Source organism: Geodermatophilus sp. SYSU D00696, from assembly GCF_054050235.1.
Map to the genome: position 1 here is coordinate 31,365 of NZ_JBJGYY010000011.1, position 22,929 is coordinate 54,293.

Sequence of the window (22,929 nt, forward strand, 5' to 3'; positions counted from 1 at the left end):
CCGGCGGGACACCGTCCGCTGCGGAGGATGTGGGGAGCGGTCAGCCGACCGCGCCGGGGACGACGGCGAACAGCCGCTCGCGCACGGACTCGCGGACCTGCAGCACCTCCTCGACGCGGGCCAGCTGCTCCGGGGACGCGGGCAACCCGTACACGTCGCGGAGGAACCGGGGCAGGTCCGCCCGGTAGTCGTGCTGCCAGGCCCCGAACGGCCCCGACGTCTGCGCGTTCTTCATGTCGACCAGGCTCTGGAAGAAGGTCGTCAGCGGGCGCCACCGCATGGCCGGGGGGATGCCGCGGGGGCTCGCGCCGGCGACCGGCTCCGGCTTCGGCCGGGAGGGCCCCAGCCACTCGGGCGGGTACCAGAGCAGGTCGGGACCGAACTTCGTCACCCCGTCGTTGTCGTGGCTGACCAGCACGAAGCGCGGCGGTGCGCCGCGCTCCCCGGCCAGGGCGGCGTACTGGTCGTGGTCGTTGACGACGGCGACGGCGGCGGGGTCGACGTCGAGGCGGTCCCCGCGGGTGACCTCGCGCATCCACCCGCTGCCGTACGGGGTCCCGATCCACAGCGCCCGGTCGATGCCCATGGCGTCGAGCTCCAGCGTCCCCCAGTGCAGGAACACGTCCTGGCTGGTGTGGGCGCCGAGGCTCTCGCCGAAGACCGCCACGCGCGGGCGGGGGCCGGGCCGGTCCCGGAGCCGCTGCAGCACCCGCAGCCACAGCAGCCGGTTCTGCTCCCGGGCCGCGGGCACCATGCCGAGGGACAGCGGTGACGGGCGGCGCGAGTACTGCAGGGCCACCGTGGCGACGTCACCGAGCGCGAGGTACTGCAGCGCCGCGACGGCGACGTAGTTGACGTAGCCGGTCCCGGTCGGCGAGACGAGGACCAGCAGCGACCGGTCGAGCGCACCGGTCCGCTCCAGCTCGGCCATCGCGAGGTCCACCCGGGCGCGTGGGGTCGGCGCGTTGTCCAGGCCGACGTACACCTGCACGGGAGCGGCGCGCGGGGGCGTGCCCATCACGGTCTCGATCGACAGGTCCGGCACGCCGGCCGGGAGGTCGGGCACCGGCTGCGGGCGGACCGAGGCCAGGGCGTGCAGCCGGCCGTCGCGCCCCATGCCCTCCCAGGCGACGAGGCTGCCGGGACCGCCGCTGACCGTCGGCGGCACCCACCGGTCGCCCTCACCGGACTCGAACACCGGGACGTCGACCGACGTCCGCGCCTCGATCCGCCGCATCGCCCGGTGCCAGACCGCGGAGACGCCGGCCCCCAACCCGGCGAGGGAGACCGCGTGGCCGGCGAGGCGCCAGAGGCCGGGCGGCCCGGGCAGCACCGCGGCCAGCCGGCGGGCGGCGAGGTCGGACAGCGCGTGCTCGGCGTAGCCGACCCCGGCGAGGCACCCGACGACCCCCGCGGCGACGCCGAGGGACGACAGGCGCGGGGGAGCGTCGGCCCCGCCGGTCCGCTCGGCCTGCTCGCCCGCGCGCAACCGGTCCACGACGTAGGCGGTGCCCAGGCCGACCGGCACCGCGAGCGGGACGGCGGCGAGGCGGCCGTGCAGCCGCAGGCGGTCGTCGAGCGCCCGCGTCCCCGCCTGGGCGCCGCCCAGCAGCGCGCCGCCGAGGCCGGTCGCGCCCAGCCGCCAGGCCGCCTGGCGGACGATGCCGCGGAGCGGGTCCTCGGCGCGCGGCGGGAACGCCCGCAGCGCCGCCAGGCCGAGGGGCACGGCCGCGCAGTCGGCCGCGATCGTGGCGGCCCGCCGCGCGGACGGCGGTGCCGCCCCGCCGACGGCGACCCGGACGGCGCTCTCCAGCGCCTCCTGCGTCCCGACCGTGAGCAGGTGGTGCAGGCCCGTGCCCAGCCCGGTCACCAGCCCCTGGTCCACCGCGCTGCGCGGGGAGAGGGAGGGGGCGAAGGTGCCGGGGGCCATCGCCGCGGCCACGACCAGCCCGACGTCGAGCGCGGTGCTCGTGCCGGGAGACCGTCCGCGGCTGTGCCGTCCCGGTCGGGGTCGCGTGCGTCCCATGCGCGGATGGTGCGCCGGGCGGGGCGGCTGCGGTTCATCCTCCGCGTAGGAGTCCGGCCGCCCGGACGGCCCCTAGGGTCGGTCGCCGGACGAGCGGAGCGCGGCATGACGGCGGAACCGACGGCGAGGCCCGCACGGGCCGGGGCGCCGACCGTTCCGCCGCCGCGCGACGAGCCGGCACCGGACCGGGACGTCCCCCGGCGCAGGCGCCTGCGCCCCTCCTGGCCGCGCTACACCTGGAGCGGCACGGTCGGTGCCCTGCTGTTCGGCTGCAGTGCGCTGACGCCGTCGCTGCTGCCCCGGGGCTGGGTGCTGCAGGGGCTGGTCGCCGGCATCACCGCGGCCATCGGTTACGGCGTGGGCGTCACGGCGGCCTGGTTCGTCGCCGAGGTCACCGAGCGCCGGCTCTCGGCCGGTGCCCGGCGCCGCGCGTGGCGGGTGCTCGCCGTCGCGGGCCCGCTGCTGTGCCTGGTCGCGCTGTGGCTCGGCGCGGGGTGGCAGCGGGACGTGCACCGGCTGGTGGGCCTCGACCCGCCGGAGGGCTGGTCGGCGATCGGCGTCGTCGTCGTGGCGGTGCTGCTGTTCGCCCTGCTGGTCGCCGTCGCCCGCGGGATCCGGGCACTGGCCCGCTGGCTCGTCCGGACCCTCGGCCGCCTCCTGCCCCGGCGCATCGCCCGTCCGCTCGGCGTCGCCGCGGTCACCGTGCTGGTGGTCTTCCTGCTCAACGGCGTGCTGTTCCAGGGCCTGGTCGAGGCGATGAACTCCGCGTTCAGCGTCCGGGACGACGGCACGGAGGAGGGCGCGGTGGAGCCGACCGCGCCGGAGCGGTCGGGCAGCCCGGACTCCCTCGTGGAGTGGGAGGACCTGGGCCTGCAGGGCCGCAACTTCACCGGCACCGGGCCGACCCCGGAGGAGCTGCGGGCCTTCTCGGGCCGCCCGGCCGAGCAGCCGGTGCGCGCCTACGTCGGGCTGGCGTCGGCCGAGGACGCCGACGACCGCGCGGCGCTCGCCGTCCGCGAGCTGGAGCGGGCCGGCGGGTTGGACCGCGCCGTCCTCGTGGTGGTGACGACCACCGGGACCGGCTGGGTGGACCCGGCTGCCAGTGCCGCGCTGGAGTACGAGTTCAACGGCGACACCGCGATGGTCGCGGTGCAGTACTCCTACCTGCCCAGCTGGCTGTCCTTCCTCGTCGACCAGGCGAAGGCGCGGGACGCGGGCCGGGCGCTGTTCGACGCGGTGTACGGCGCCTGGGCGCAGCTGCCCGAGCGCAGCCGGCCGCAGCTGTACGTCTTCGGGGAGAGTCTGGGCACCTTCGGCGGTGAGGCGGCCTTCAGCGGGATCGCCGACGTCCGCAACCGCACCGACGGCGTGCTGTGGGCCGGGCCGCCGAACTTCAACGAGCTGTGGCGGGGGCTGGTCGCGGACCGGGAGGCCGGTTCGCCGGAGTGGCTGCCCGTCTACGACGAGGGCCGCACCGTGCGCTTCGCCGACGAGTCGCCGGACCTCTCCGGGCCGCCGGGGCCGTGGGAGGAACCGCGGGTGGTCTACCTGCAGAACGCCTCCGACCCGATCGTCTGGTGGTCGCCGCGGCTGCTCCTCGACCGCCCGGACTGGCTGGAGGGGGAGCGCGGTCCCGACGTCTCCGACGACGTGGTGTGGCTGCCGTTCGTCACCTTCTGGCAGGTCACCGCGGACATGGCGTTCTCGACCGGCGTCCCCGACGGCCACGGCCACAAGTACCAGGCCGACTACGTCGACGCCTGGGCGGAGGTCGCGCGGCCGCCCGGCTGGACCGACGCCGACACCGACCGGTTGCGGTCCCTGGTCGGCGGTGGCTGACCGGGGGGCGGGGTGACCACCTCCGCCGGGCGGCGCGGGCGGCACCGCCTGGTCTCCGGCGCGCTCGTGCTCGTGCTCGCCGCCGTCAACGTCGTCGACCACACGGTCCACCCGCCCTGGTGGGTGCGCGCCCTGACGGGTGTGGGCCTGGTCGCCTGGGCCCGCCTCGAGGGGCTGACCTGGTCGCAGCTGGGACTGGGCCGGGACCGCCTCGGGGCGGGGTGCCGGTGGGCGCTGGGCGCGATCGGCCTCGTCGCCGGGGTCTACGTGGTCGGCGTGCTGTTGCCGCTCACCCGGCCGGCGTTCATGGACGTCCGGTACGACCTGCCACCGCTCGAGGCGCTGCACAAGGCGTTCGTGACCATCCCGCTCGGCACCGTGGTGCTCGAGGAGCTCGCCTTCCGGTCCGTCCTCTGGGGCGTCCTCGCGCGGCACCTGCGCCCGTGGCAGGTCCTGGTCACGACGTCGGTGCTCTTCGGGTTCTGGCACGTCATCCCGGCGCTGCGCGTCGGCGAGACCAACCGCGGGGTGTCGGAGGCGGTCGGCGGGTCCGGCAGCGCCGCCCTGGTCCTCGGGACGGTCGCGCTCACGACGGTCGGGGGACTGGTCTTCGGTGAGATGCGCCGCCGCAGCGGCAGCGTGCTGGCCGCCGCCGGGGCGCACTGGGCGACCAACGCCCTGGGCGTGCTGTTCGGGCTGGTGGCGTGGCGCCTGGACCGGCAGGGGTGACCCGCTCGTCATCCGCGACGGATGAGGTCCGGTACCCGGGGTGCCCGCCACACTCGGGCCGCCTGCCAGGGGACCACCACCTGCCAGGGGACCACGGTGCTAGGAGGCCCGAGATGACGGTGACCGCCGCGGTGGTCGTCGCGGGGGACGACGGTCCGGCCGGCGGCCCGGTGCCGACCGGCGACCCGTTCGTCGAGGCCCTGGTCGAACGGCTGCACGCCGAGTACGGCGTGGACCGGCAGGAGATCCGCTCCTCGGCGCTCGAGGTGCTCGCGACCTTCGCCGGGGCCCCCGTGCAGGCGTTCGTCCCGATCCTGGTGGAGAAGCGGCTGCGCGCGACGTACCGGGCCCGGCGGGACGAGCGGAGGACGGCGCTCCCCGCCGGCCGACCCCTCCCGTGAGCCGGGCCCCGCGCCTGGTGCCGCCCGGGGCCCAGGCGCTCCGCGGGTACCACCGTCCCTGGCTGGCGAAGGACCTCCTGGCCGGGGTGGTGCTCACCGCGCTGCTCGTGCCGCAGGGCATGGCCTACGCGGAGCTCGCCGGACTGCCGCCGATCACCGGCCTGTACACCTCGATCACCTGCCTGCTCGCCTACGCCGTGTTCGGACCGTCGCGGATCCTGGTGCTCGGCCCGGACTCCTCCCTCGGCCCGATGATCGCCGCCACGGTGCTGCCGCTCGTGGTCGCCGGCGGGGACCCGGAGCGGGCCGTGGCGCTGGCCTCGGTGCTCGCGCTCCTGGTGGCCGCGATCATGCTCGCGGCGGCGTGGGCGGGGCTGGGCTTCGTGGCCGACCTGCTGTCGAAGCCCACGATGATCGGCTACCTGAACGGGCTGGCGCTCACCATCCTGGTCGGCCAGCTGCCCAAGCTCCTCGGCTTCTCCGTCGACGCCGACGGGCTGGTCGGGGAGGCCACCGGCTTCGTGGCGGGCGTCGCCGGCGGGGAGGTCGTGCCGGCCGCGGCGGCGGTCGGGATCGGCGGCGTCCTGGTGGTCCTCGGGCTCCAGCGCTGGCTGCCCAAGGTGCCCGCCGTCCTCGTGATGGTGGTCCTGGCGATCGGCGCCACGACGGTCTTCGACCTCGGGGCCCGTGGCGTGGGCCTGGTCGGCGAGCTGCCGCAGGGCTTCCCGCCGCTGACCGTGCCGAGCGTCGGCTGGTCGGACCTGGGCCCGCTGGTGGCCGGTGCGTTCGCGATCGCCCTGGTGGCGCTGGCGGACACCATCTCGACCGCGTCGGCGTTCGCGGAGCGCACCGGGCAGGAGGTCCGGGGGAACGCGGAGATGGCCGGCATCGGCGCGGCGAACCTCGCCGCCGGGCTGTTCCAGGGGTTCCCGGTCAGCACCAGCGCGTCCCGGACGGCCGTGGCCGAGCGCGCCGGCGCCCGTTCCCAGCTGACCGGGGTCACCGGGGCCGTGCTCATCCTGCTGATGATCCTGCTGCTGCCGGGCCTGTTCCGGAACCTGCCCGACGCCGCCCTGGCCGCGGTCGTCGTCACCGCCGCGCTCTCGCTGGCCGACCTCCCGGCCGCTGCCCGGCTGTGGCACCAGCGCCGGGTCGAGTTCAGCCTGTCGGTCGCCGCGTTCGCCGGGGTGGCGCTGCTCGGGGTGCTGCCCGGTATCGCGATCGCGGTCGGCCTGTCGATCCTGAACGTCTTCCGCCGTGCCTGGCGGCCCTACTCGACGACCCTCGGCCGCGTGGACTCCGTGCGGGGCTACCACGACGTCCGCTCCTACCCGGACGCGCAGATGCTCCCCGGGCTGGTCGTCCTCCGCTTCGACGCCCCGCTGTTCTTCGCCAACGCCAAGACCTTCCGCGACGCGGTCCTGGCGCTCGCGCGCAGCGAGCCGGCGCCCCGGTGGATCGTCGTCGCCGCCGAGCCGGTCACCGACGTTGACACCACCGCCGCCGACGTGCTCTTCGACCTCGACCGCCTGCTGGACCGGCGCGGGCAGACGCTGGTCTTCGCCGAGCTCAAGGACCCGGTGCGGGCCAAGATCGAGCGCTACGGGCTCACGCAGGAGATCGAGCCGAAGCACTTCTTCCCGACCGTCGGCGCCGCGGTGGAGGCCTTCCGCGTGCGGACGGGAGCGCGCTGGCCCGACGAGCCGGCTCCCGCGCCCGGTCCCGCGGTGCTGCCGGAGCCGGCGACCCCGCTGCCGTCACCGGCCACCCCGGCCGGCGAGCACCGCACCTGACCGGCAGTCCGCGGGCGTCAGGCGTCCGTGGTCGTGGACGTGGTCGTGGACGTGGCCGGACGCTCCGAGGCCGTCGCCGCCGGGCGGGAGACGCGCTCCGCGCTCATCCCCGGGACCGGCCGGCCGGCCGCGAGGGCCCACAGCGCCGCCCAGGTCAGGCGTGCCTGCGGCGGCTTCACCCCGGGCCGGTCGCGGGGGAGCCGGACCCGGAGGACGCCGGGACGGATCGTGCACCGGACCGGGGTCGTCACCCGCACCGTCTCGCCGTCGATGCCGACCGGGACCTCGGCGACGTCCGCGGTGACCACGACCTCGGGGGACTCGACCACCCGCAGCCCCTCCCGGTGGGCGCCGTTCAGCAGGCCGATCGCCTGCCGCGTGCTGTCCACCCGGACCGCGATCACCCCGAGCACCCCGCGGTCCAGCCTCGGCCGGCGCCCGCTCCCGACGAGGTCGGACCCGGCGTAGGGGTTGTTGCTCACCAGCAGGGCCTGCGGCGCGTCCAGCGTGAGGTCACCGGCCTGCGCCACGAGGTGGGCGCCGCGCCGGCGGGCCAGCAGGTCCGGGAGGGCGTCGAGGGTGGTCCGGCGCTTGTCGTCCCGGTAGGCCGGGTTCTCCACGATCTCCGCGTACGCACCGAAGGAGGCGTTGTTCACGAACGTGCGGCCGTTGACGTCGCCGAGGTCGATGCGGGCCTCCACGCCGTCGCGCAGGCCGTCGAGGCACCGCGCGGGGTCGTTCCGGTCCAGCCCCAGGTCCAGCGCGAAGTGGTTGCGGGTGCCGGCGCTCACGACGAGGAACGGCACGTCGTGCTCGGCCGCGACCTGGGCGACGAGCGCCTGCGTGCCGTCCCCGCCGGCCACGCCGAGCAGGTCCGCGCCGCGGGCCAGGGCCGCCCGGGCCAGCTCCTGGACGTCGGTGCCGGGCCGGTCCAGCAGGGCCACCTCGGCGCCGAGCTCCTCGGCCAGCTCCCGCAGCCGGAAGCGACCGACCTTGCCCCCGCCGGACCGCGGGTTCATGACCAGGAACGGCTGCCGGGGCGCCGGCACCTCGGTGACCTCCATCGTCCAGCGGGACCGGTCGGGGCGCAGCGCCGCCCGCCCGGCCCACACCGCGGCGGCGAACAGCGCGGCGGCGACGAGGGCCACCCAGAGCAGCCGGTCGGCCACGAAGGCGACGAGCACCGCCAGGGGTGCGGCCAGGGCGAGGGCCAGCGCCAGCCAGCGCAGGGGGCCGCGTTGCAGGAGGAACCAGAAGACGGCGGCCACGAGGACGACGACCGACGCGGCCGTCATCAGCACGAGCCACAGGCCGCGGCGGCCGGCGAACGCGAGCAGGACGACGAAGGCGGCGACGACCAGCGCGAGAGCGGTGCGGGCCCACCACCGGCGGGCGACCAACGAGTCCACGGCACACCTCCCAGGGGGCTCCCCGGCGTCCCGGGTCCCGTCCGGGGAGCCTGGCCGCCCCGAGAGGCCGGGGCATCACCCGCCGCGGACGGGTCTGCCCCGCTCAGCCGCCCCCGCTCCGCGTCGTCCTCCGCCAGTCCGTGGGACTCGTGCCGAACTGCGCGCGGAACCACCGGGAGAACGCGCTGGGGGCGGTGAAGCCCAGCAGCCGGGACACCTCGGTCAGCGACAGGTCCTCGTTCGGGAGGTAGCGCTCGGCCAGTCGTGCCCTCGTGGCGCTCAGGACGGAGGAGAAGGTGTCGCCCTGCCGGGCCAGGTGGCGCTGCAGGTCCCGGGGACCGAGGCCGAGGAGCCGGCCGGTCCGCGTCAGCGACTGGCCCCCGAGCGGCAGCAGCAGCTCCACGGCCTCCGCCACGTCCGTCGGGCCGGGGGGCGACGCGGGGGTCTCGGGGGCCACGACCGTGCGGAGGAACTGCCGGGCGTACGGCCGCAGCGAGGGATCGGACGTGACCACGCGGGCACCGAGGTCCCGCGCCGGGAACACCAGGCCGGTGAACGGGCGGGCGAAGAGCACGCGGGGACCGAAGAGCCGGTTCCACGGTCCCGCGTCCGGGGGCGCGGGGTGGGCGAAGACGGCCGACGTGGGGTCCCAGCCGTCGCCCACGAGCGTCCGGATGATCCCCACGAGCGCCCCCACGGCCAGGTCGAGCGCCTCGTCGCGCGGGGCGGGCTCACCGAGCTCGAGCCAGACCTCGATCGTCGCCTCGTCGCGGTCCTCCCGCAGGCGCAGGTGGAGTGCCTCGTTGTAGGCCCTCTCGTACCGCACCAGGAGGTCCACGGCGCTGCGCAGGTCGGGCTCCTCGCGGAGCACGACGCTCAGGGGGCCGAGGGTGCCGAGAGTGCGGACCCGTGCCATGCGCAGGCCGAAGTCCGGGCAGCCCGCCTGCCGTGCGGACACCTCGAGGAGCCGGGCCACGGGCGCGGCTGCGATCCAGCGGTCGGGCACGTCGAGGTCGGCGAGGTCCAGGCCGACCTGTGCGGCGAGGAGCGCGGCGTCCAGCCCCACCGAACGGGCCACGTCCGCGTAGCCGGTGAGGGTGTTGGTCCGAACGCGAGGAAGCATCACGGTCCCCTGTGCGTGCGCGAGAAGGTAAGGGCTCCGTCGCGATCGGTAAAGCGGGTCGGTCGGCTCCTTCCTAGTCTCGCCCCACGTCCGGCCACCACCTGTTCTCCACCGTCCCGGCGCCGGCGACCGTGACGGCGGCCGGGCCGGACGCCGGTGACCCCTGAGAGGGCGAGATGACCGGTGACCACGCGCCCGTCCGCACCGTCTCCTCGGCGGTCGCGCTGCCGACGCCCCGCCGCCCGCCGCTGGAGCCGGCTGCCGGTCCGGTGGAGCCGGCCAGTGGCGCCCCGCGTCCCGGCCCGGTGCTGCTCCTGAGCCGCCGTGACCTCGACCTGCTCGCGTGCCTGGCTCGGGGGAGGTCGACGGCCCAGATCGCAGCCGTCCTCTCCGTGTCGAGCAACACCGCCCGGACGAGGATCCGGCGGGTGCAGGGCAAGCTCGACGTCGCCGACCGGGCGGCGGCCGTACGGGCGGCCCGTGACCTCGGCGTCCTGGTGGACCGTCGCTGACGCGGTCCCCCGGCTGACCGGCGACCCCACGTCCCGGGTGCCACACTGAGCGCACCCCGCCAGGCGGACGACGGAGGGCCCGCGGGTCCGTGGTGCGCTCGCCTGGCGGGGCCCGGGCGTCCGGGTCCGGGCCACACGGATCGTCCGCGACGGACGAGGCCCCCGGTGCCCTGCCCCTGCGACGCTGCCCGGGCGCGTCGGCCGTCCCCTCCCCTCGGCGTGCAGAGGAGGCGACGGTGGCATCCGGACCCGACGGGCGGCCCGACGACGGGGTGCCGGCGGTCCTCCGGGCCGGTCCCGACGCCGTCCCGGGGCCGGTCCGTCCGGTCCGGCGCCCGGCCGCTGCCCGCAGGGGAGCACGGCTGCCCGCTGCGGCTTCCGCTGTTCCGTTCCGCTCCCGGTCGGTTCCCGGGTCGCCGGAGTCCGGGGTGCACGTCGACCCGGGGAGCGGTCGCCTGACGCTGACCGGACCCCTGGACGCCCGCGCCGCCCACCTGCTGTACGACGCGGTCTCGGCGTTGCTGGCGGCCCGCCACCCGGCCTGGACCGTCGACGTCGGCGGGGTCACCGGCATCGACGACGCCGGCCTGCGTGCCCTGCTGGGTGCCTACCGGCGGGCGGTCCGGCACGGCTGCCGGGTCGGCCTGCGCGGCGCGTCGCCGGCCCTCCGGGACACCCTGGTCCTGCTGCGCCTGGACCGCCACCTCCTGCCGGGGGAGTGCAGGCCGATCGCGGAGGAGCCGGGACCCGGCTGACCGGCGCCACCCGCCGCGCCCGGGATGCCGGGCCGTCCACGACGACGGGGCCGCCCCGCCGGACGCACCGGGAGGTCCCGTGACCGTCGAGGTCGTCGCGATCACCGGCGCGCTCGTCTTCGGGTGGGCTCCTCGCCGCCACCGGCCTGGTCGACGCGGGGTCCGTCCCGGAGTCGCTGGAACCGCTGGTCGAGGTCGCGCCGGTGTGGGTGCTGTTCTCCGACGCCTCCGCCGTCCCGTTCGGCCAGGTGCGCCGCGACCTCGGCCGCTACCTGCGGCTGCTGGCCGTCGGGCTGCCGCTGACCGTGGTGGCCGGCTGGGCGCTGGCGTACGCGCTCGTCCCCGGCCTCGGCACCTGGTCGGCGCTGCTGTCGGGGCGGCGCTGGCGCCGACCGACGCCGCGCTGGGACTGCGGGTCGTCACCGACCCCGCCGTGCCCTCCCGCGTGCGGCAGCTGATCACCGTCGAGAGCGGCCTGAACGACGGCATCGTCACGCCCGTGGTCCCGTTCGCCCTCGCGGGCGCGACCGCGGGGCTCGAGGGCACCAGCGGGTCCTGGCTGGGGGAGGCGCTGCTCGAGCTCGGCGTCGGTGTGGTGGTGGGTGCTGTCGTCGGCCTGGGCGGGGGGTGGCTGCTGCAGGAGGCCCGCCGCGGGGGTGGGCCGACGGGAGATCCGTCGGGGCCGCGGTGCTGGCCCTGGCGCTCGTGGCCTACTCGGGCGCGCTCGTCGTCGACGGGAACGGCTTCGTCGCCGCGTTCTGCGGCGGGCTGGGTTTCGGCGCGGCGGCGGGCCGGCAGGGCCCGGGCGAGCGGGTCTTCCTCGAGGAGGCCGGCGGACTGGTCTCCCGGCTCGTCTGGCTCGCGTTCGGTGCGCTCGCCGTCCCGCTCGTCGTCGACCGGGTCGACCCCGTCGTCGTGGTCTACGCGGTCCTGAGCCTGACGCTGGTGCGCATGGTGCCCGTCGCCCTGGCCTGTGCCGGCGCGGGTCTGGACCGCCACACCGTGCTGTTCGTCGGCTGGCTCGGACCCCGGGGGCTGGCGTCCCTCGTGTTCGCCCTGCTGGCCCTGGAGGAACTGGGGGACGCCGCCGACGAGCCGGTGGCGCTCATCGGCGCGACGGTGCTCCTGAGCGTCCTCGTGCAGGGGCTCACCGCGGCCCCGCTGGCGGCGCGGTACCAGCGGGCCCTCACCCGCGGGGGGCTCGACGGTCCGGCGTGAGGGGTCCCGGGGCCGCCGGAGGTCAGGCCTCGACGGCCGAGCCCGCGGTGGCCCGCGCGGACCGGGGGGTCCGGCTGTACCCGAGGTGCTCCAGGGCCTGCTCGTAGCACTCGTGGAGGAGGTGCAGGCGGGCGACCAGCCGGCGCACGTGGTCCGGCGAGCGGGACAGCACCGTCGGCTCGGTCATGGTCTCCCAGAACACCCACGCGAGCTCGCCGCTGCGCCCGGTCCAGTCCCGCGTCACGGGCGGCGAGAGCGGTCCGAGGGCGGCGACGAACCGGCGCGTCACCTCCCGGTGCAGGCGTGCGACCCGCGTCTGGTGCGGGGCCACCACCTCGCGGTGGTACCGGCGCGAGACGCGCCGGGACCACCGCGGTTCCGGCGGCGGGGGCTCGACCGCGAGGCCGATGGCCCGCCCGAGCAGCGGCAACAGGACGGGGCGGTCGGCGTCGGACAGCCTGTCGTTGGCGCCCCGGAGGACGGTGGCCAGCTCACCGTCCACACAGCGGGGCTCGTCGCTGAACCGCTCGCCGGCCAGGAGGGCCGTGTACTCCATGAAGCAGGCGCCGTGCGACGAGTTCCGGTGCCTGCCACGACTCAGCACGGGCATCGCGTCGGGCACCGACAGCGGCACCGTCTCCTCGGGGGCGGTCTCGGACATGGTGGGTGCTCCTCGTGGACGGGCGGCCGGGGCGGTGGACGAGGTCCTGCGGCCGCGGGGGGACGGTCACCACCGCCGGTTGCCCAGCACGGTCGCCTCGTCGGCCAGGTCGCCCCCGACCCGGGGACACCGCAGCAGGGCGGCGTGGCGGTACTCCAGCAGCGCGTTCAGGTGTTCCTCGGTCCGCGTCAGGAGGTCGAGGTTCTCGCGGTTGCCCACTCTCGCCGCGGCAGCCCGCGCTGCCCGGAGGTCGGTCCAGGCCTCGGTGATGAGCCGGTCGAGGAGGGTGAAGCTGTACTGGGGCGGCGCTGGCGCTGTCATGGCGGGACTCCCCGCTGGTGGTCGAGTCGCTGGTCCTTCCCGGGGACCCGAGAGTGGCGGCCACCGGGGCGGCTCGCATCGTCCCCGGCAGATGACACGCGACGGTCCGGCTCCCCGGGAGCGCCGTCAGTCGTAGACCACCGAGGTGCGCACCAGCAGGTCCTGCACCGAGCGGTTCTCCCTGCTCACCAGGACCCACAGGACGCCCGCCGGGAACACCGCGCAGAGGACCGCCCGTGTGCACGCGCGCCCCCAGCCCAGGCGCGCGCCCGCGTCGTCGACCACCCGGAGTCCCAGCAGCCGGCCGCCGTAGGTGGCGCCGACCACGGTCCAGGTGACGGCGAAGTAGCCGGCCAGCAGCGCGAGCCCCGCCACGATGAGGAGGGCGAGGGACGGGGTGGGGAACCGGAAGCTCGTGGGGGCCAGCAGGAACCGGGTCGCCGCGACGACGGCGTAGCCGGCGCCCAGCAGCAGGAGCACGACGGCGGCGTCGACGACGTTGGCCAGGCAGCGGGTGACCACGCCGGCCCGGCGGCCGCGGACCGCCGCCCGCACCGCCGCTCCGTCCCTCACCGGGCGCGGGTCCCCGTGCCACGGGTAGGCCGGGCGCTCCGGGGCGCGGGTCACGGGGCGCTCCCGCGCGCACCGTCCTCCGATGCGCGGGTCGCCGTGCGCCGGCCGTTGCGGCGCAGCAGCCGGTCGACGACCCGCTCGACGGCACGGTCGGCGTCCACGCCCTGGTCGCGCACGCTGCGCACCACCTCTCCCGTGACCGAGCCCGTCGACTCGCGCAGCAGCCCGGGCAGGTCGATCACCTCCACCACGTAGCGCGCCAGCCCGGGGACGTCGGCGCGGGCGATGACCCGGTCGACGTCGACGCGGTCCACGACGGCGTCGAGGTCGACACGGGCGGCGACGGCGTCGACGTCGAGCCGGGCGGCCACCGCGTCGAGGTCCACCCGGTCGACCACGGCATCGAGGTCGACCCGGTCGACCACGCGGGCGACGTCGACCCGGTCGACCACCGCGTCCACGTCCAGCCGGGCGGCGACGGCGTCGAGGTCGACCCGGTCGACCACGCGGGCGACGTCGACCCGGTCCACCACCGCGTCGAGGTCCAGCCGGGCGGCGACGGCGTCCAGGTCGACCCGGTCCAGCACGCGGTCCACGTCGACCCGGTCGACCACGCGGGCGACGTCGACCCGGTCCACCACCGCGTCGAGGTCGAGCCGGGCAGCGATGGCGTCGACGTCGAGCCGGGCGGCCACCGCATCGAGGTCGACCCGGTCCAGCACGGCGTCGAGGTCGACCCGCGCCACCACCGCGTCCACGTCGAGCATCGCGGCCAGCCGGTCGAGGTCCACGAACTCGCGGACGAGGCCGGGGACGTCGAGCCGGGCGAGCACTGCCCGGGTCACGCCGGGGACCAGGTCATCCGCGGCGGCGGCCAGGGCCCGCACCGCGGCGGATGCCGGGCGCACGAGGGCCCGCGGCAGCGTTCCGTGCAGGGCACGACGGGCCAGGCCGCCCCGTGCGGACGGCAGGCGCACCGGCAACCGGGCGAGGACACCGCGCGGGTTCCGCACCGCCGCCTCCGCCGCCCACCTCACCAGCGCGGCCGTGACCGCCAGGACCGCGTGGGCAGCGGCCACCGTGTCCTCCGCGGCGCTGCCGCCGTCCGGCACGGGAACGTCGGACGGCCGACCGTGCGGCCGGCTGCTCCCCGGAGGCGGGTACGCCGGGTTCACGGCCACGCTGGACCGCCGTCAGATGCCCGGCTCATGCGGCCTCCCCGTCCGTCGGAGCCGTCAGCATCGGCCGGGACCCGGTGGGACTCCTCATCCCCTCCGGGTGAGCCGGTCCCCGGGTGGCCGGGGCATCGTCGCCGTCCGACCCGGGTCGAGCGCTGCCGTCCGCGGGGACCTTCGCCCCTGACCAGGAGGAGGAGCGTTCGCGAGGGTGGTGGAGGCGACATCTGGCCACGAGCTCGTTGCGGGGGACGACACGGTCGAGGGGCACCGAGCAGCTGGGGGCGGACATGGCGAGGCTGGCAACGGGTGCTCCGTTCCCCGTGGCGGGACGACCCGGTCCGGCCGGACACCGCGGCCCGGCCCTGCTGGACTCGAAGCTGGCGCCACCCGACCCGGCACACGCGACCGTGCTCCGCCGGCGTCTGCTCGACCTCCTGACGCGACACGTCCAGCGGTCCCCGCTCACCCTCCTCAGCGGCCCCGCGGGATCCGGCAAGACCGTCCTCGCGTCCTCGTGGCGGCAGACCCACGGCGCGGGCCGGCCGGTCGCCTGGGTGACCCTGGACGCGTACGACGACGACCCGGCCACCTTCTGGAGCTACGTCGTCGAGGCCCTGTCCCGGGCCGGCGTGCAGTGGTCCGAGGTCCCGGCCCTGGTCCCGGGGGAGCCGCCCGGCGCCTCGCTCGTCCCCCGCCTGGCCGCGGACGTCGCTGCGTCCCCCCGGCCCGTCGTGCTGGTCCTCGACGACGCCGACCACGTCACGGACCGGTCGGTCACCGCCGGCCTGGACCTGCTCGTCCGGCACGCGGGCAGCCGGCTCCGGCTCGTGGTGTGCGGCCGGGCCGACCCGCTGCTCCCGCTGCACCGGTACCGGCTCGACGGCACCCTGGCGGAGATCCGCGGTGACCAGCTGGCCTTCACCCCGGAGGAGACCCGCGACCTGCTCGCCGCCATGGGTGTCCCGGTGACGGCGGAGGTCGCGCGGGCCCTGTGCGCGGAGGCCGAGGGGTGGGCGGTCGGCCTCCGGCTCGCCGCCGCGCCGCTCAAGCAGGGCGTGCCGCCGGAGCGGCTCATCACGTCGCTGACGCACGACGACGGCAGCGTGGCCCAGTACCTGTTCGCGGAGGTCCTGGAGACCCAGCCGGCCGGCGTCCGGCGCGTCCTGCTGCGCACCAGCGTGACGTCGGAGCTGTGGCCCGACCTCGTGGACAGGCTGTGCGGCCGCCGCAACACCCGCCGCGTCCTCGCCGGGCTGGCGCACGCCAACGCGTTCGTCGAGGAGACCCCGAGCGCCCCGGGCGGCTTCCGCGTCCACCCCCTCTTCCGGGAGATGCTGCAGGCCCAGCTCGGCTACGAGCACCCGGGGGAGCTCGCCGGCCTGCACCGGACGTGCGCCGCGTGGTACGCCGCGGCGGGCCGGGCCCAGGTGGCGGTCGGTCACGCCGTCGCCGCCGAGGACTGGGGCTCCGTCAGCCGTCTCCTCGTCGAGGACCTGCTCGTCACGCGCCTGCTCGTGCACGGGACGGACCCGACGACGCGTGGGCTGGCGTCCCTCCCGCCGGGGCTCGTCGACCCCGAGGCCGCGGTCGTCCGGACGGTCGTGGCCCTCGCCGGCGGCGATGCCCCGTCACCGGCGGACCTCGCCGCGTCGAGGAGGGCGCAGGAGGAGGGCGCCACCCTGCCGTTGCGTCTCTCGGCGGCCCTCGCCTGCCTCACCGCCGACACGCACAGCGGCGTCGAGGCCGCGTCCCTCCTCACCCGGCTCGACGCCACCGGCGCCCTGGTCGCCGAGCTCCCGGACTCCGAGCACCGGGCGCGGACCGAGGGCACGGCGGTGCTGAGCCACCTGCGCGCGCTCGCCGTGCTCCGGACCAACGCCCCCGACCGGGAGCTGGTCGTCGCGCTGCGGGCCGCCGCGGCGGCGGCGAACGCCGCGGGCTCCCGCAGGCTCCGCTGCCGGGCGATCGGCCACCTCGCGCTCCTCGAGGCGCTCGAGGGGCACCTGACCCGGGCCGCCCAGCTCGCCCAGGAGGCCGAGACGCTGGCCGCCGAGGAGGACACCGAGGAGGCCGCGCGCGATGCCGCGGCCGCGACGGCCCTGGCCTGGGTCCACCTGCGCCGGTACGCGCTGGTCGAGTCGCGGGAGTGGCTGGGCAGAGCCCGGGTGCGGGAGCACTCCGCCTCCTCCGGTGCGGCCGGGCCGGGCCCCCTGCAGGCCGTGCTGCAGGGTCAGCACTTCCGGCTGCGGCACGAGTACGACCTGGCCGAGCAGGTGCTGCGACCCCACCTCGCGGGGCCGCCCCTGCCGCGGTGGATCTCCGAGCAGGTGGTCACCGAGCTGGTGCGGCTGGCGGTGGCCCGCGGTCACGTCGAGGACGGGCTCGCCGTGCTCCGGGACAGGGGGCGCGACGAGCCGTGGAGCCGGCGCCTGCAGGCGTCGGTGGGCCTCCTCGGCGGGGTGACGACGGCAGACGTGCCACCGGACGAGGAGTCCTCGCGGGCGCCGGCGGACGTCGTCGAGTCGATGGTCGTCCGCGCCTGCCAGCTGCTCGAGGCAGGCGAGGTGACCGCTGCGGCGGAGGAGCTCGCCGCGGCGCTCGAGCGGGCCCGGCCCGAACTCCTCCGCTGGCCGTTCGTGGACACCCCTCCGCAGGCGCGCCGGCTGCTGCGCACCCATCCCCGGCTGCAGGGCCCCGGCGCGTGGCTCAACCCGTCGAGCGCGGCACAGCCGGCCGGTGGCACGGACGGGGTCCGGTCGGGCGGCCCCGCCGAGGTGGTGCAGGAGCTGAGCCAGCGTGAGCTGGAGGTCCTGCGGTACCTGGCGGAGATGCTCTCCACCGCCGAGATCGCGGCGACGATGTTCATCTCGGTGAACACGGTGCGCACGCACATCCGGAGCATCCTGCGCAAGCTGGGCGTCAGCCGGCGCAACCAGGCCGTCCGGAAGGCGCGCGAGCGCGGACTCCTCTGAGGGGGACACCGGGCCCCTCCGCTGCGGACGATGCGGGCTCCCGCGCTCTCCGGCAGCGTCGGGAGGGACACGACCGACAGGGCCAGACCCCGGCCGCGGGACCCCCGGGCCCGGGCCACCCGGTGAGGCGTTCGAGGAGGCGATGGCGGTGGAGGCAGCGGTCACCCGGTACGAAGTGCGCGTGGGGACGCTCGTGAGCACCGCGACGCTCTCCTCGTTCCGCGTCCCCGTGACACCGATCGCCGTACCGCGCCGGACCGTGTACCGGTTCCGGGTGCCCGCCGACCGGGACCTCTCCGACGTGCTCGACCGGCTGACCGAGGGCCACGTGCAGGTCCTGGAGATCCGCCGGTGCCCGGAACCGCCCGGCCGGCGGCGCGGGCCGGCCCCGGACCGGGGGCAGGAGCCCGTGCCGCACGCCGGGGCGGCCACCCGGTCCGCGGACGGCGTCGTCGTCCCCCTCCGGGTGGTGCACCGGCCCCTCCGGCCGGGACCCGGCACGGCGGAGGAGCCCTCGGCCGGGTGAGCCGGTCCGCCGCCGGTGCGGGCGCCGCCCGCGGGTCATGCGCGGCGGACGATGCCGGGCCGCCGTCCGGGTCCCACGCTGTCGGCGCACGGCATCGGAACCCCGCGCCGACCGGCTCCGGTCCAGGGGCGGCAGGAGCCGGGGGTGGATCTCGGAGGACTGGCACATGACGGACACCTCGCACCGCAACACCACGGAGAGCAGCGCCTCGTACCGCGAGCCCCCGACGGCCTGGGCCGGCTGGGTGGTCTTCGGAGGCGTCATGCTGATCACGGTGGGCGCCTTCCAGGTCGTCCAGGGACTGGTCGCGCTCTTCGACGACGGCTTCTACGCGGTCACCCAGGACGGCCTCGTGGTGGACGTGGACTACAACACCTGGGGCTGGATCCACACGGTGATCGGCGTCGTCGCCATCCTCACCGGGCTGGGACTCCTGGCCGGCAACATGGTGGCCCGTGTCGTCGGCGTCGGGATCGCCCTGCTCAGCGCGCTGGTGAACCTGGCGTTCCTCCCGGCCTACCCGATCTGGTCGACCATCATGATCGCCCTCGACGTCATCGTGATCTACGCGATCATCGTCCACGGGCGGGAGGTCAAGGCCTACCGCTGACCACCCGTCCCCGACGACGGGGAGCCGCACCCGCCCGGTCCACCCCCTCGACCGGGCGGGTGCCGGCGTGCCTGCCCGCGACCCGGGCCGGACGGGGGTGCCGGTCCGGCCGGATCGTCTCCCCCGGGTGACGTGCGCCGCCCGGCCGAGGGGGGACCGTGACGGGTGTCCGCTCCCGTTCCTCGTCCGCTGGGGGAGACATGACCGCAGACCTCGAGCAGCAGGCCGCCGACCTCGACCAGATGGGTCCGGTCGACTACATCGTGGTGGCGTTCCCGACCGACCGCATGACCGGTGAGGCGTTCCCGCTCCTGGTCGACCTCGTCGACCGGGGGGTCATCCGCATCCTCGACCTGGTGTTCCTGCGCAAGGACGAGGACGGGACCGTCACGACGCTCACCCAGGTCGACCTGGACCGCATGCGCGTCCTGGAGGCGGCCCTGTTCGACGGCGCGGCCTCCGGACTGATCGGCCCGGACGACGTCGCCGAGGCCGCCGCCGCGCTCGAGCCCGGCACCGCGGCCGGCGTCCTGGTCTACGAGAACACCTGGGCCACGCCGTTCGCCGCTGCCCTGCGCCGCTCGGGCGGCCGGCTCGTGGCCGCGGGCCACATCCCGGTCCAGGCCCTCGTCGAGGCGCTCGACACCCTCGACGCCGCGGAGCAGGCCTCCGCGGGTGCGGGCAGCCCGCCCGCGCCGGCCGCCCCGGTCGACTGACCGCCGACCCCGGCCACCGCTGGAGCAGCCGGGACCGCCACTCCGGCTCGACGGCGGCCCACTCCGCCTCCCAGGCGCGCCACCGGCGTCCGGCCACGCGGCACGCGCCGGGACCGCCAGCGCCGGGGCGGCGCCGTAGGCGTCGTCGCGCTCCACCTGGGACGGGTCCTGTTCGAGCAGGACGGCGCGGGTGCGGGAGCGGTCCGCCGCCTCGGCGGCCGACACCGCCGTGAGGTGGGCCGACGTGGCGGTCGACGCGGCCACGGCGAGCAGCGGGGCGACGAGGAACGACGCGACGACGGCGAGCCGGCCGACGGCCTGCACCCGGTCGGAGGGGCACCTCCGCGGCCCGGAGCCGAGCACCAGCCGGCGCAGGGACCGGCGGACGAGGGCGTCCAGCCGTGCGGTCATCCCGGTGCGGAGGCGCGGGACTCAGACGAGGACGCGCCGCTCGAGCTGCTCGAACTCCTCCTGGGTGATCGCACCCCGGTCGAGGAGGTCCTCGGCGTGGGCGATCTCGTCGACGCCGCGGAAGTCGGGGGCGGCCACCGACCGGATGTGGGCGTCGGTCCGCTGCCTCGCCTGCTCGGCCTGCCGGGCGTCGCGGTCGGCCATGGCGCGCCCCTGCGTCGTGAGGTACGTGACCGAGCCGATCAGCGGGAGGAGGAGCACCAGGACGATCCAGCCGGCCTTGGCCCACCCCGACAGGTCGTGCCGCCGTACAGGTCCCCGAAGACCGTGATGACCAGCCAGGAGAAGACCAGCAGCGCGAAGAAGACGACGAACCTCCAGAACAGGTCGACCAGCGGTAGTCGTCGGCCGCCGAGCTCATGGTCCACCTCCGGAGGGCCTGGGGTGCCGCTCAGCATGGGGACCGGCGCGCCGGTGACCATCCCCCCGGCCGGATGAGCGGATCCCGCCGCAGCCCCCGGGGGCGGCCGTACCGGTGCCCGTCGAACGACCGCAGCCCGCCTCATCCGGCCGGGAGGAGGTCACCGGAGCCCGGAGAGGGCGAGGCTGCGTGGATCGGATCGGACCTGCCGAGGTCCACGGTCGGGCGTTCCGGCGACCGGGCCGGCCGAGGGCCGTCGGGGGAGGCCCCGGGGAACGGTGTCAGCACCGGTCGGAGGGAGCGAGCGGGATGGAGCGTCGCGTGTACGAACTCCGGGTGCGTGGACCGGTTCCGGCCGAACTCCTCGAGGAGATCGGCGCCGAGGACTTCGGTGAGGAACCGCCGCTGACCATCCTGCGGACCGAGCCGACGGACCAGCCCGGGCTGCACGGCGTGCTGCAACACCTCCGCAGTCTGGGACTGGACCTGCTGGAGGTCCGCACCACGGGGCCGGAGCCGTCGGACACCAGCTCCCCGTGAGCCACGGCGACCCACTGCGTCACCCCGGCGGGGGGACGAGCGCCCGGTCCGCCGGCGCGACCGTCGGGGCGGCTGCACCGTCACGAGGCGGACCGATGCCGCTGCTCGACCTGTTCTGGACCTCGCTGATCGTCTTCGGCTGGGTGCTGTGGTTCATGCTCCTGTTCCGCGTCTACGGGGACCTGTTCGGCCGTCACGACATCGGTGGCTGGGCGAAGGCCGGCTGGGTCGCGGTCACCCTGCTCCTGCCGCTGCTCGGGGTGTTCGTCTACCTGGTCGCACAGGGCCGGGGGATGGCCGAGCGGTCGGCCCGTGCCGTCGAGCAGCAGCAGGCCGCGACCGACGCCCCCATCCGGTCCGTCGCGGCCGCCGCGGAGGCCGAGCAGCTCGCCGAGGCCCGCGGCCTCCTGCAGAGCGGCACCCTCACGCCCGACGAGTACCGGCAGATGGTCCCGGCAGGGCGCAGCTGATCCCCGGCGAGGCGCTGGCGGGGCGACCTCACCCCGGGTGAGGGATGAACGGCGGGACCGCCCGGACCACCCTGACGCCCGTCGGCTGGGCGCCGTGCCCCGCCCGCTGCGGGAGGGGAGTGCCATGCGTCGCCTGGTGGCCGGCCTGCTCGTCGTCGTCAGCGCCGTCGCGCTCGTCCTGGCCAGCGTGTCGCTGTGGACGCGCCAGAACGTCGTCGACACCGACGCCTTCGTGGCCAACGTCGAGACGATCGTGGACCTGCCGGAGGTGGAGTCCCGCATCACCGAGCAGGTGACCGAGACCGTGATGGCGCAACCTGCCCTGCAGGACGCCGTCGACGAGGCCGTGGCGGTGCTGCCGGAGCGGTTGCAGCGGTTCGAGCCCACCGTGGAGAGCGGCATCAGCTCCGTGGTCGCCGCCGGGGTGCAGCGCCTGCTGACCAACGACCCGTTCCGCCCGCTCACCACCGCCGCGCTCCGCTCCGCCCAGGAGCAGCTGATCGCCGGGGAACCGGTGGCCTACACCCTCGGGCAGGCCAAGGACCTCGTGCCCGCCTCGGCCCGCGACGGGATCGCCGGCCAGGTGCTGGACCTGCTCCCCGACGACGCCGGCGTGACGCTCCTGAGCCCGGCCGACACCCCGGAGGTCTACTCGGCGATCGACCTGCTCGAGTCGGTGTGGTGGTGGCTCGGCCTGGTGGCGCTCGGCACCCTCGCCGGGGCGCTCGGCGTCTCCCGGTACCGGCGGGGCACGCTGCGGGCCTGGGCGGTGACCACGACCGTGCTCCTCCTGGTGCTGCTGGCCGCCCTGCGGGTGACCCGGGGCGTGCTGCTCCCGCGGGTGCGCGAGGAGAACCGGGACGCCGTCGGAGCGGTCTACGACGTGCTGGCCGGCAGCCTGCGGTCCTGGACGCTGTGGCTGCTGGCCGCCGTCCTGCTGGTGCTCGTGCTGACCCTCGTGTGGGGACGGCTGGGCGTGGTGGCCGGTGTGCGCAACGGCGTCCGCGCGGCGCGGACCCAGCTCCAGCGCCGCCGCGAGGCCCAGGCCGCGCGGGCGCTCCCGGCCGGGGGAGGGGCGCGGGAGCAGGCCGCGGCCACCGGCACCGGGGAGTCCTGGACGCGCCGGGTCGCCGCGTGGACGCGGGCCTTCGCCGACGGCCTGGAGCTGCCCCGGCGCACCGCCCACCTCGGCGCCCTCGTCCGCGCCCACCACGGCCCGGCGCGCTGGGCCGGGATCGCGATCGGCGCGGCGGTGCTCCTCTTCTGGCCCGAGCCGACGCTCTCGGTGCTCATCTGGGTCGCCGCGCTCGTCGCCCTCTACCTGGGCGCGCTCGAGTGGCTGCGGAGCCGGGCTCCCGAGCCGGTGCCCGGCGAGCCGGGGGCCGCGCCCGCAGGGGCGCCCGGTGCGCCGCCCGTGCCGTCGGCGGGGGTCTCCTCGGCCGTGCCGGCCCCGCGCTCGGTCGCGACACCGTCCGCCGACGGGCGGCCGGACGGCGGGGCGGTCGCCACCCTGGTCGACACGGCGGCGCCTCCCGCGGTCGACACGGTGGCCACCCCGGCGCCCGCCCGGGAGCCGCTCGTGTCGGCCGCGCTGACGCCCGAGGCGCTGTCCGCGCTCAGCGGCCGGCTGGACCTGCTCGTTCGGCTGGGGGAGGCGCGTGACGCCGGCGTCCTCACCGACGAGGAGTTCGGCCGCGAGAAGGGGCGGCTGCTGGGTGTGTGACC

At 76.5% G+C, this 22,929-nt stretch carries 24 protein-coding genes and 1 pseudogene; 16 read left to right on the forward strand and 9 right to left on the reverse strand.

Annotated features, from left to right (window positions below; genetic code table 11):
* Positions 1–40 precede the first annotated feature (40 nt).
* A complete protein-coding gene (locus ACI79O_RS09120; protein WP_456913939.1) occupies positions 41–2,026 on the reverse strand; it encodes an alpha/beta-hydrolase family protein in 1,986 nt (661 codons plus the stop codon).
* Between the two features lie 105 nt (positions 2,027–2,131).
* On the opposite strand from ACI79O_RS09120, the gene ACI79O_RS09125 reads away from it, so the two are divergent.
* The 4 genes from ACI79O_RS09125 to ACI79O_RS09140 all read left to right on the forward strand — a co-directional run bounded on the left by ACI79O_RS09125 (position 2,132) and on the right by ACI79O_RS09140 (position 6,788).
* Positions 2,132–3,865: an alpha/beta hydrolase gene (locus ACI79O_RS09125; protein ID WP_456887517.1), complete on the forward strand. Its 1,734-nt coding sequence runs from the start codon at positions 2,132–2,134 to the stop codon at positions 3,863–3,865.
* A 12-nt stretch (positions 3,866–3,877) separates the two neighbouring features.
* A complete protein-coding gene (locus ACI79O_RS09130) occupies positions 3,878–4,594 on the forward strand; it encodes a CPBP family intramembrane glutamic endopeptidase (protein ID WP_456887516.1) in 717 nt (238 codons plus the stop codon).
* Positions 4,595–4,707: 113 nt separating this feature from the next.
* Positions 4,708–4,995, forward strand: coding sequence for a three-helix bundle dimerization domain-containing protein (locus ACI79O_RS09135; protein WP_456887515.1), 288 nt, complete (start codon positions 4,708–4,710; stop codon positions 4,993–4,995).
* Positions 4,992–6,788: a SulP family inorganic anion transporter gene (locus ACI79O_RS09140; protein WP_456887514.1), complete on the forward strand. Its 1,797-nt coding sequence runs from the start codon at positions 4,992–4,994 to the stop codon at positions 6,786–6,788. Before ACI79O_RS09135 ends, ACI79O_RS09140 begins: the two co-directional genes overlap by 4 nt.
* A gap of 17 nt (positions 6,789–6,805) precedes the next feature.
* Here the strand turns inward: ACI79O_RS09140 and ACI79O_RS09145 are convergent, their stop codons facing one another.
* Together ACI79O_RS09145 and ACI79O_RS09150 are read right to left on the reverse strand one after the other, a co-directional pair.
* Positions 6,806–8,197 (reverse strand): diacylglycerol/lipid kinase family protein, encoded by a 1,392-nt coding sequence (locus tag ACI79O_RS09145; protein WP_456887513.1) that lies wholly within the window; start codon positions 8,195–8,197, stop codon positions 6,806–6,808.
* A 103-nt stretch (positions 8,198–8,300) separates the two neighbouring features.
* Complete coding sequence (locus ACI79O_RS09150) at positions 8,301–9,320, reverse strand: AraC family transcriptional regulator (RefSeq protein ID WP_456913940.1); 1,020 nt, start codon at positions 9,318–9,320, stop codon at positions 8,301–8,303.
* Between the two features lie 176 nt (positions 9,321–9,496).
* Between ACI79O_RS09150 and ACI79O_RS09155 the strand changes: the two genes are divergently transcribed.
* The 5 genes and pseudogenes from ACI79O_RS09155 (at position 9,497) to ACI79O_RS09175 (ending at position 11,805) form a co-directional block, all read left to right on the forward strand.
* On the forward strand, positions 9,497–9,832 hold the full coding sequence (locus ACI79O_RS09155; protein ID WP_456913941.1) for a LuxR C-terminal-related transcriptional regulator: 336 nt from the start codon (positions 9,497–9,499) through the stop codon (positions 9,830–9,832).
* Between the two features lie 428 nt (positions 9,833–10,260).
* Positions 10,261–10,587, forward strand: a complete 327-nt coding sequence (locus ACI79O_RS09160; RefSeq protein ID WP_456913942.1) for an STAS domain-containing protein — start codon at positions 10,261–10,263, stop codon at positions 10,585–10,587.
* Positions 10,588–10,790: 203 nt separating this feature from the next.
* Complete coding sequence (locus tag ACI79O_RS09165) at positions 10,791–11,045, forward strand: hypothetical protein (RefSeq protein WP_456913943.1); 255 nt, start codon at positions 10,791–10,793, stop codon at positions 11,043–11,045.
* Positions 10,997–11,170: pseudogene (locus ACI79O_RS09170) on the forward strand (cation:proton antiporter); the annotation flags it as partial. The gene ACI79O_RS09165 and the pseudogene ACI79O_RS09170, both read left to right, overlap by 49 nt.
* Positions 11,171–11,274: 104 nt before the next feature.
* A complete protein-coding gene (locus ACI79O_RS09175) occupies positions 11,275–11,805 on the forward strand; it encodes a cation:proton antiporter domain-containing protein (protein ID WP_456913944.1) in 531 nt (176 codons plus the stop codon).
* 22 nt (positions 11,806–11,827) lie between these two features.
* On the opposite strand, the gene ACI79O_RS09180 is transcribed toward ACI79O_RS09175, so the two are convergent.
* The 4 genes from ACI79O_RS09180 to ACI79O_RS09195 form a co-directional block, all read right to left on the reverse strand.
* A complete protein-coding gene (locus ACI79O_RS09180; protein ID WP_456887509.1) occupies positions 11,828–12,466 on the reverse strand; it encodes a hypothetical protein in 639 nt (212 codons plus the stop codon).
* Positions 12,467–12,532: 66 nt separating this feature from the next.
* On the reverse strand, positions 12,533–12,787 hold the full coding sequence (locus tag ACI79O_RS09185; RefSeq protein ID WP_456877549.1) for a hypothetical protein: 255 nt from the start codon (positions 12,785–12,787) through the stop codon (positions 12,533–12,535).
* A 126-nt stretch (positions 12,788–12,913) separates the two neighbouring features.
* Positions 12,914–13,414 (reverse strand): RDD family protein, encoded by a 501-nt coding sequence (locus tag ACI79O_RS09190; RefSeq protein ID WP_456887508.1) that lies wholly within the window; start codon positions 13,412–13,414, stop codon positions 12,914–12,916.
* A complete protein-coding gene (locus tag ACI79O_RS09195) occupies positions 13,411–14,439 on the reverse strand; it encodes a hypothetical protein (protein ID WP_456887507.1) in 1,029 nt (342 codons plus the stop codon). The genes ACI79O_RS09190 and ACI79O_RS09195 overlap by 4 nt, the downstream gene beginning before the upstream one ends.
* A gap of 386 nt (positions 14,440–14,825) precedes the next feature.
* Here ACI79O_RS09195 and ACI79O_RS09200 point away from each other — a divergent pair, with 386 nt between their 5' ends.
* The 4 genes from ACI79O_RS09200 to ACI79O_RS09215 all read left to right on the forward strand — a co-directional run bounded on the left by ACI79O_RS09200 (position 14,826) and on the right by ACI79O_RS09215 (position 19,362).
* Positions 14,826–17,510, forward strand: a complete 2,685-nt coding sequence (locus tag ACI79O_RS09200) for a LuxR C-terminal-related transcriptional regulator (RefSeq protein WP_456913945.1) — start codon at positions 14,826–14,828, stop codon at positions 17,508–17,510.
* A gap of 181 nt (positions 17,511–17,691) precedes the next feature.
* Positions 17,692–18,036: a hypothetical protein gene (locus ACI79O_RS09205; protein ID WP_456887505.1), complete on the forward strand. Its 345-nt coding sequence runs from the start codon at positions 17,692–17,694 to the stop codon at positions 18,034–18,036.
* Positions 18,037–18,202: 166 nt separating this feature from the next.
* A complete protein-coding gene (locus ACI79O_RS09210; RefSeq protein ID WP_456877554.1) occupies positions 18,203–18,646 on the forward strand; it encodes a DUF7144 family membrane protein in 444 nt (147 codons plus the stop codon).
* A 200-nt stretch (positions 18,647–18,846) separates the two neighbouring features.
* Positions 18,847–19,362 (forward strand): DUF6325 family protein, encoded by a 516-nt coding sequence (locus tag ACI79O_RS09215; protein WP_456887504.1) that lies wholly within the window; start codon positions 18,847–18,849, stop codon positions 19,360–19,362.
* Between the two features lie 432 nt (positions 19,363–19,794).
* On the opposite strand, the gene ACI79O_RS09220 is transcribed toward ACI79O_RS09215, so the two are convergent.
* The gene (locus ACI79O_RS09220) at positions 19,795–20,070 is read right to left on the reverse strand and encodes an SHOCT domain-containing protein (protein ID WP_456913987.1); all 276 of its coding nucleotides are present in this window, start codon (positions 20,068–20,070) and stop codon (positions 19,795–19,797) included.
* Positions 20,016–20,201: a hypothetical protein gene (locus tag ACI79O_RS09225; protein WP_456913946.1), complete on the reverse strand. Its 186-nt coding sequence runs from the start codon at positions 20,199–20,201 to the stop codon at positions 20,016–20,018. The genes ACI79O_RS09220 and ACI79O_RS09225 overlap by 55 nt, the downstream gene beginning before the upstream one ends.
* A gap of 329 nt (positions 20,202–20,530) precedes the next feature.
* On the opposite strand from ACI79O_RS09225, the gene ACI79O_RS09230 reads away from it, so the two are divergent.
* The 3 genes from ACI79O_RS09230 (at position 20,531) to ACI79O_RS09240 (ending at position 22,927) form a co-directional block, all read left to right on the forward strand.
* Positions 20,531–20,734, forward strand: a complete 204-nt coding sequence (locus tag ACI79O_RS09230; protein ID WP_456887502.1) for a hypothetical protein — start codon at positions 20,531–20,533, stop codon at positions 20,732–20,734.
* Between the two features lie 95 nt (positions 20,735–20,829).
* Positions 20,830–21,204: a PLDc N-terminal domain-containing protein gene (locus ACI79O_RS09235; RefSeq protein WP_456913947.1), complete on the forward strand. Its 375-nt coding sequence runs from the start codon at positions 20,830–20,832 to the stop codon at positions 21,202–21,204.
* Between the two features lie 124 nt (positions 21,205–21,328).
* The gene (locus ACI79O_RS09240; protein ID WP_456913948.1) at positions 21,329–22,927 is read left to right on the forward strand and encodes an SHOCT domain-containing protein; all 1,599 of its coding nucleotides are present in this window, start codon (positions 21,329–21,331) and stop codon (positions 22,925–22,927) included.
* Positions 22,928–22,929 lie beyond the last annotated feature (2 nt).

What these genes read in the sequence shown, in the direction of transcription:
- ACI79O_RS09120 (WP_456913939.1), bottom strand. Translation starts at nt 2,026, where the DNA reads ATGGGACGCACGCGACCCCGACCGGGACGGCACAGCCGCGGACGGTCT.
- ACI79O_RS09125 (WP_456887517.1), top strand. Translation starts at nt 2,132, where the DNA reads ATGACGGCGGAACCGACGGCGAGGCCCGCACGGGCCGGGGCGCCGACC.
- ACI79O_RS09135 (WP_456887515.1), top strand. Translation starts at nt 4,708, where the DNA reads ATGACGGTGACCGCCGCGGTGGTCGTCGCGGGGGACGACGGTCCGGCC.
- ACI79O_RS09150 (WP_456913940.1), bottom strand. Translation starts at nt 9,320, where the DNA reads ATGCTTCCTCGCGTTCGGACCAACACCCTCACCGGCTACGCGGACGTG.
- ACI79O_RS09155 (WP_456913941.1), top strand. Translation starts at nt 9,497, where the DNA reads ATGACCGGTGACCACGCGCCCGTCCGCACCGTCTCCTCGGCGGTCGCG.
- ACI79O_RS09180 (WP_456887509.1), bottom strand. Translation starts at nt 12,466, where the DNA reads ATGTCCGAGACCGCCCCCGAGGAGACGGTGCCGCTGTCGGTGCCCGAC.
- ACI79O_RS09185 (WP_456877549.1), bottom strand. Translation starts at nt 12,787, where the DNA reads ATGACAGCGCCAGCGCCGCCCCAGTACAGCTTCACCCTCCTCGACCGG.
- ACI79O_RS09200 (WP_456913945.1), top strand. Translation starts at nt 14,826, where the DNA reads ATGGCGAGGCTGGCAACGGGTGCTCCGTTCCCCGTGGCGGGACGACCC.
- ACI79O_RS09210 (WP_456877554.1), top strand. Translation starts at nt 18,203, where the DNA reads ATGACGGACACCTCGCACCGCAACACCACGGAGAGCAGCGCCTCGTAC.
- ACI79O_RS09215 (WP_456887504.1), top strand. Translation starts at nt 18,847, where the DNA reads ATGACCGCAGACCTCGAGCAGCAGGCCGCCGACCTCGACCAGATGGGT.
- ACI79O_RS09235 (WP_456913947.1), top strand. Translation starts at nt 20,830, where the DNA reads ATGCCGCTGCTCGACCTGTTCTGGACCTCGCTGATCGTCTTCGGCTGG.
- ACI79O_RS09240 (WP_456913948.1), top strand. Translation starts at nt 21,329, where the DNA reads ATGCGTCGCCTGGTGGCCGGCCTGCTCGTCGTCGTCAGCGCCGTCGCG.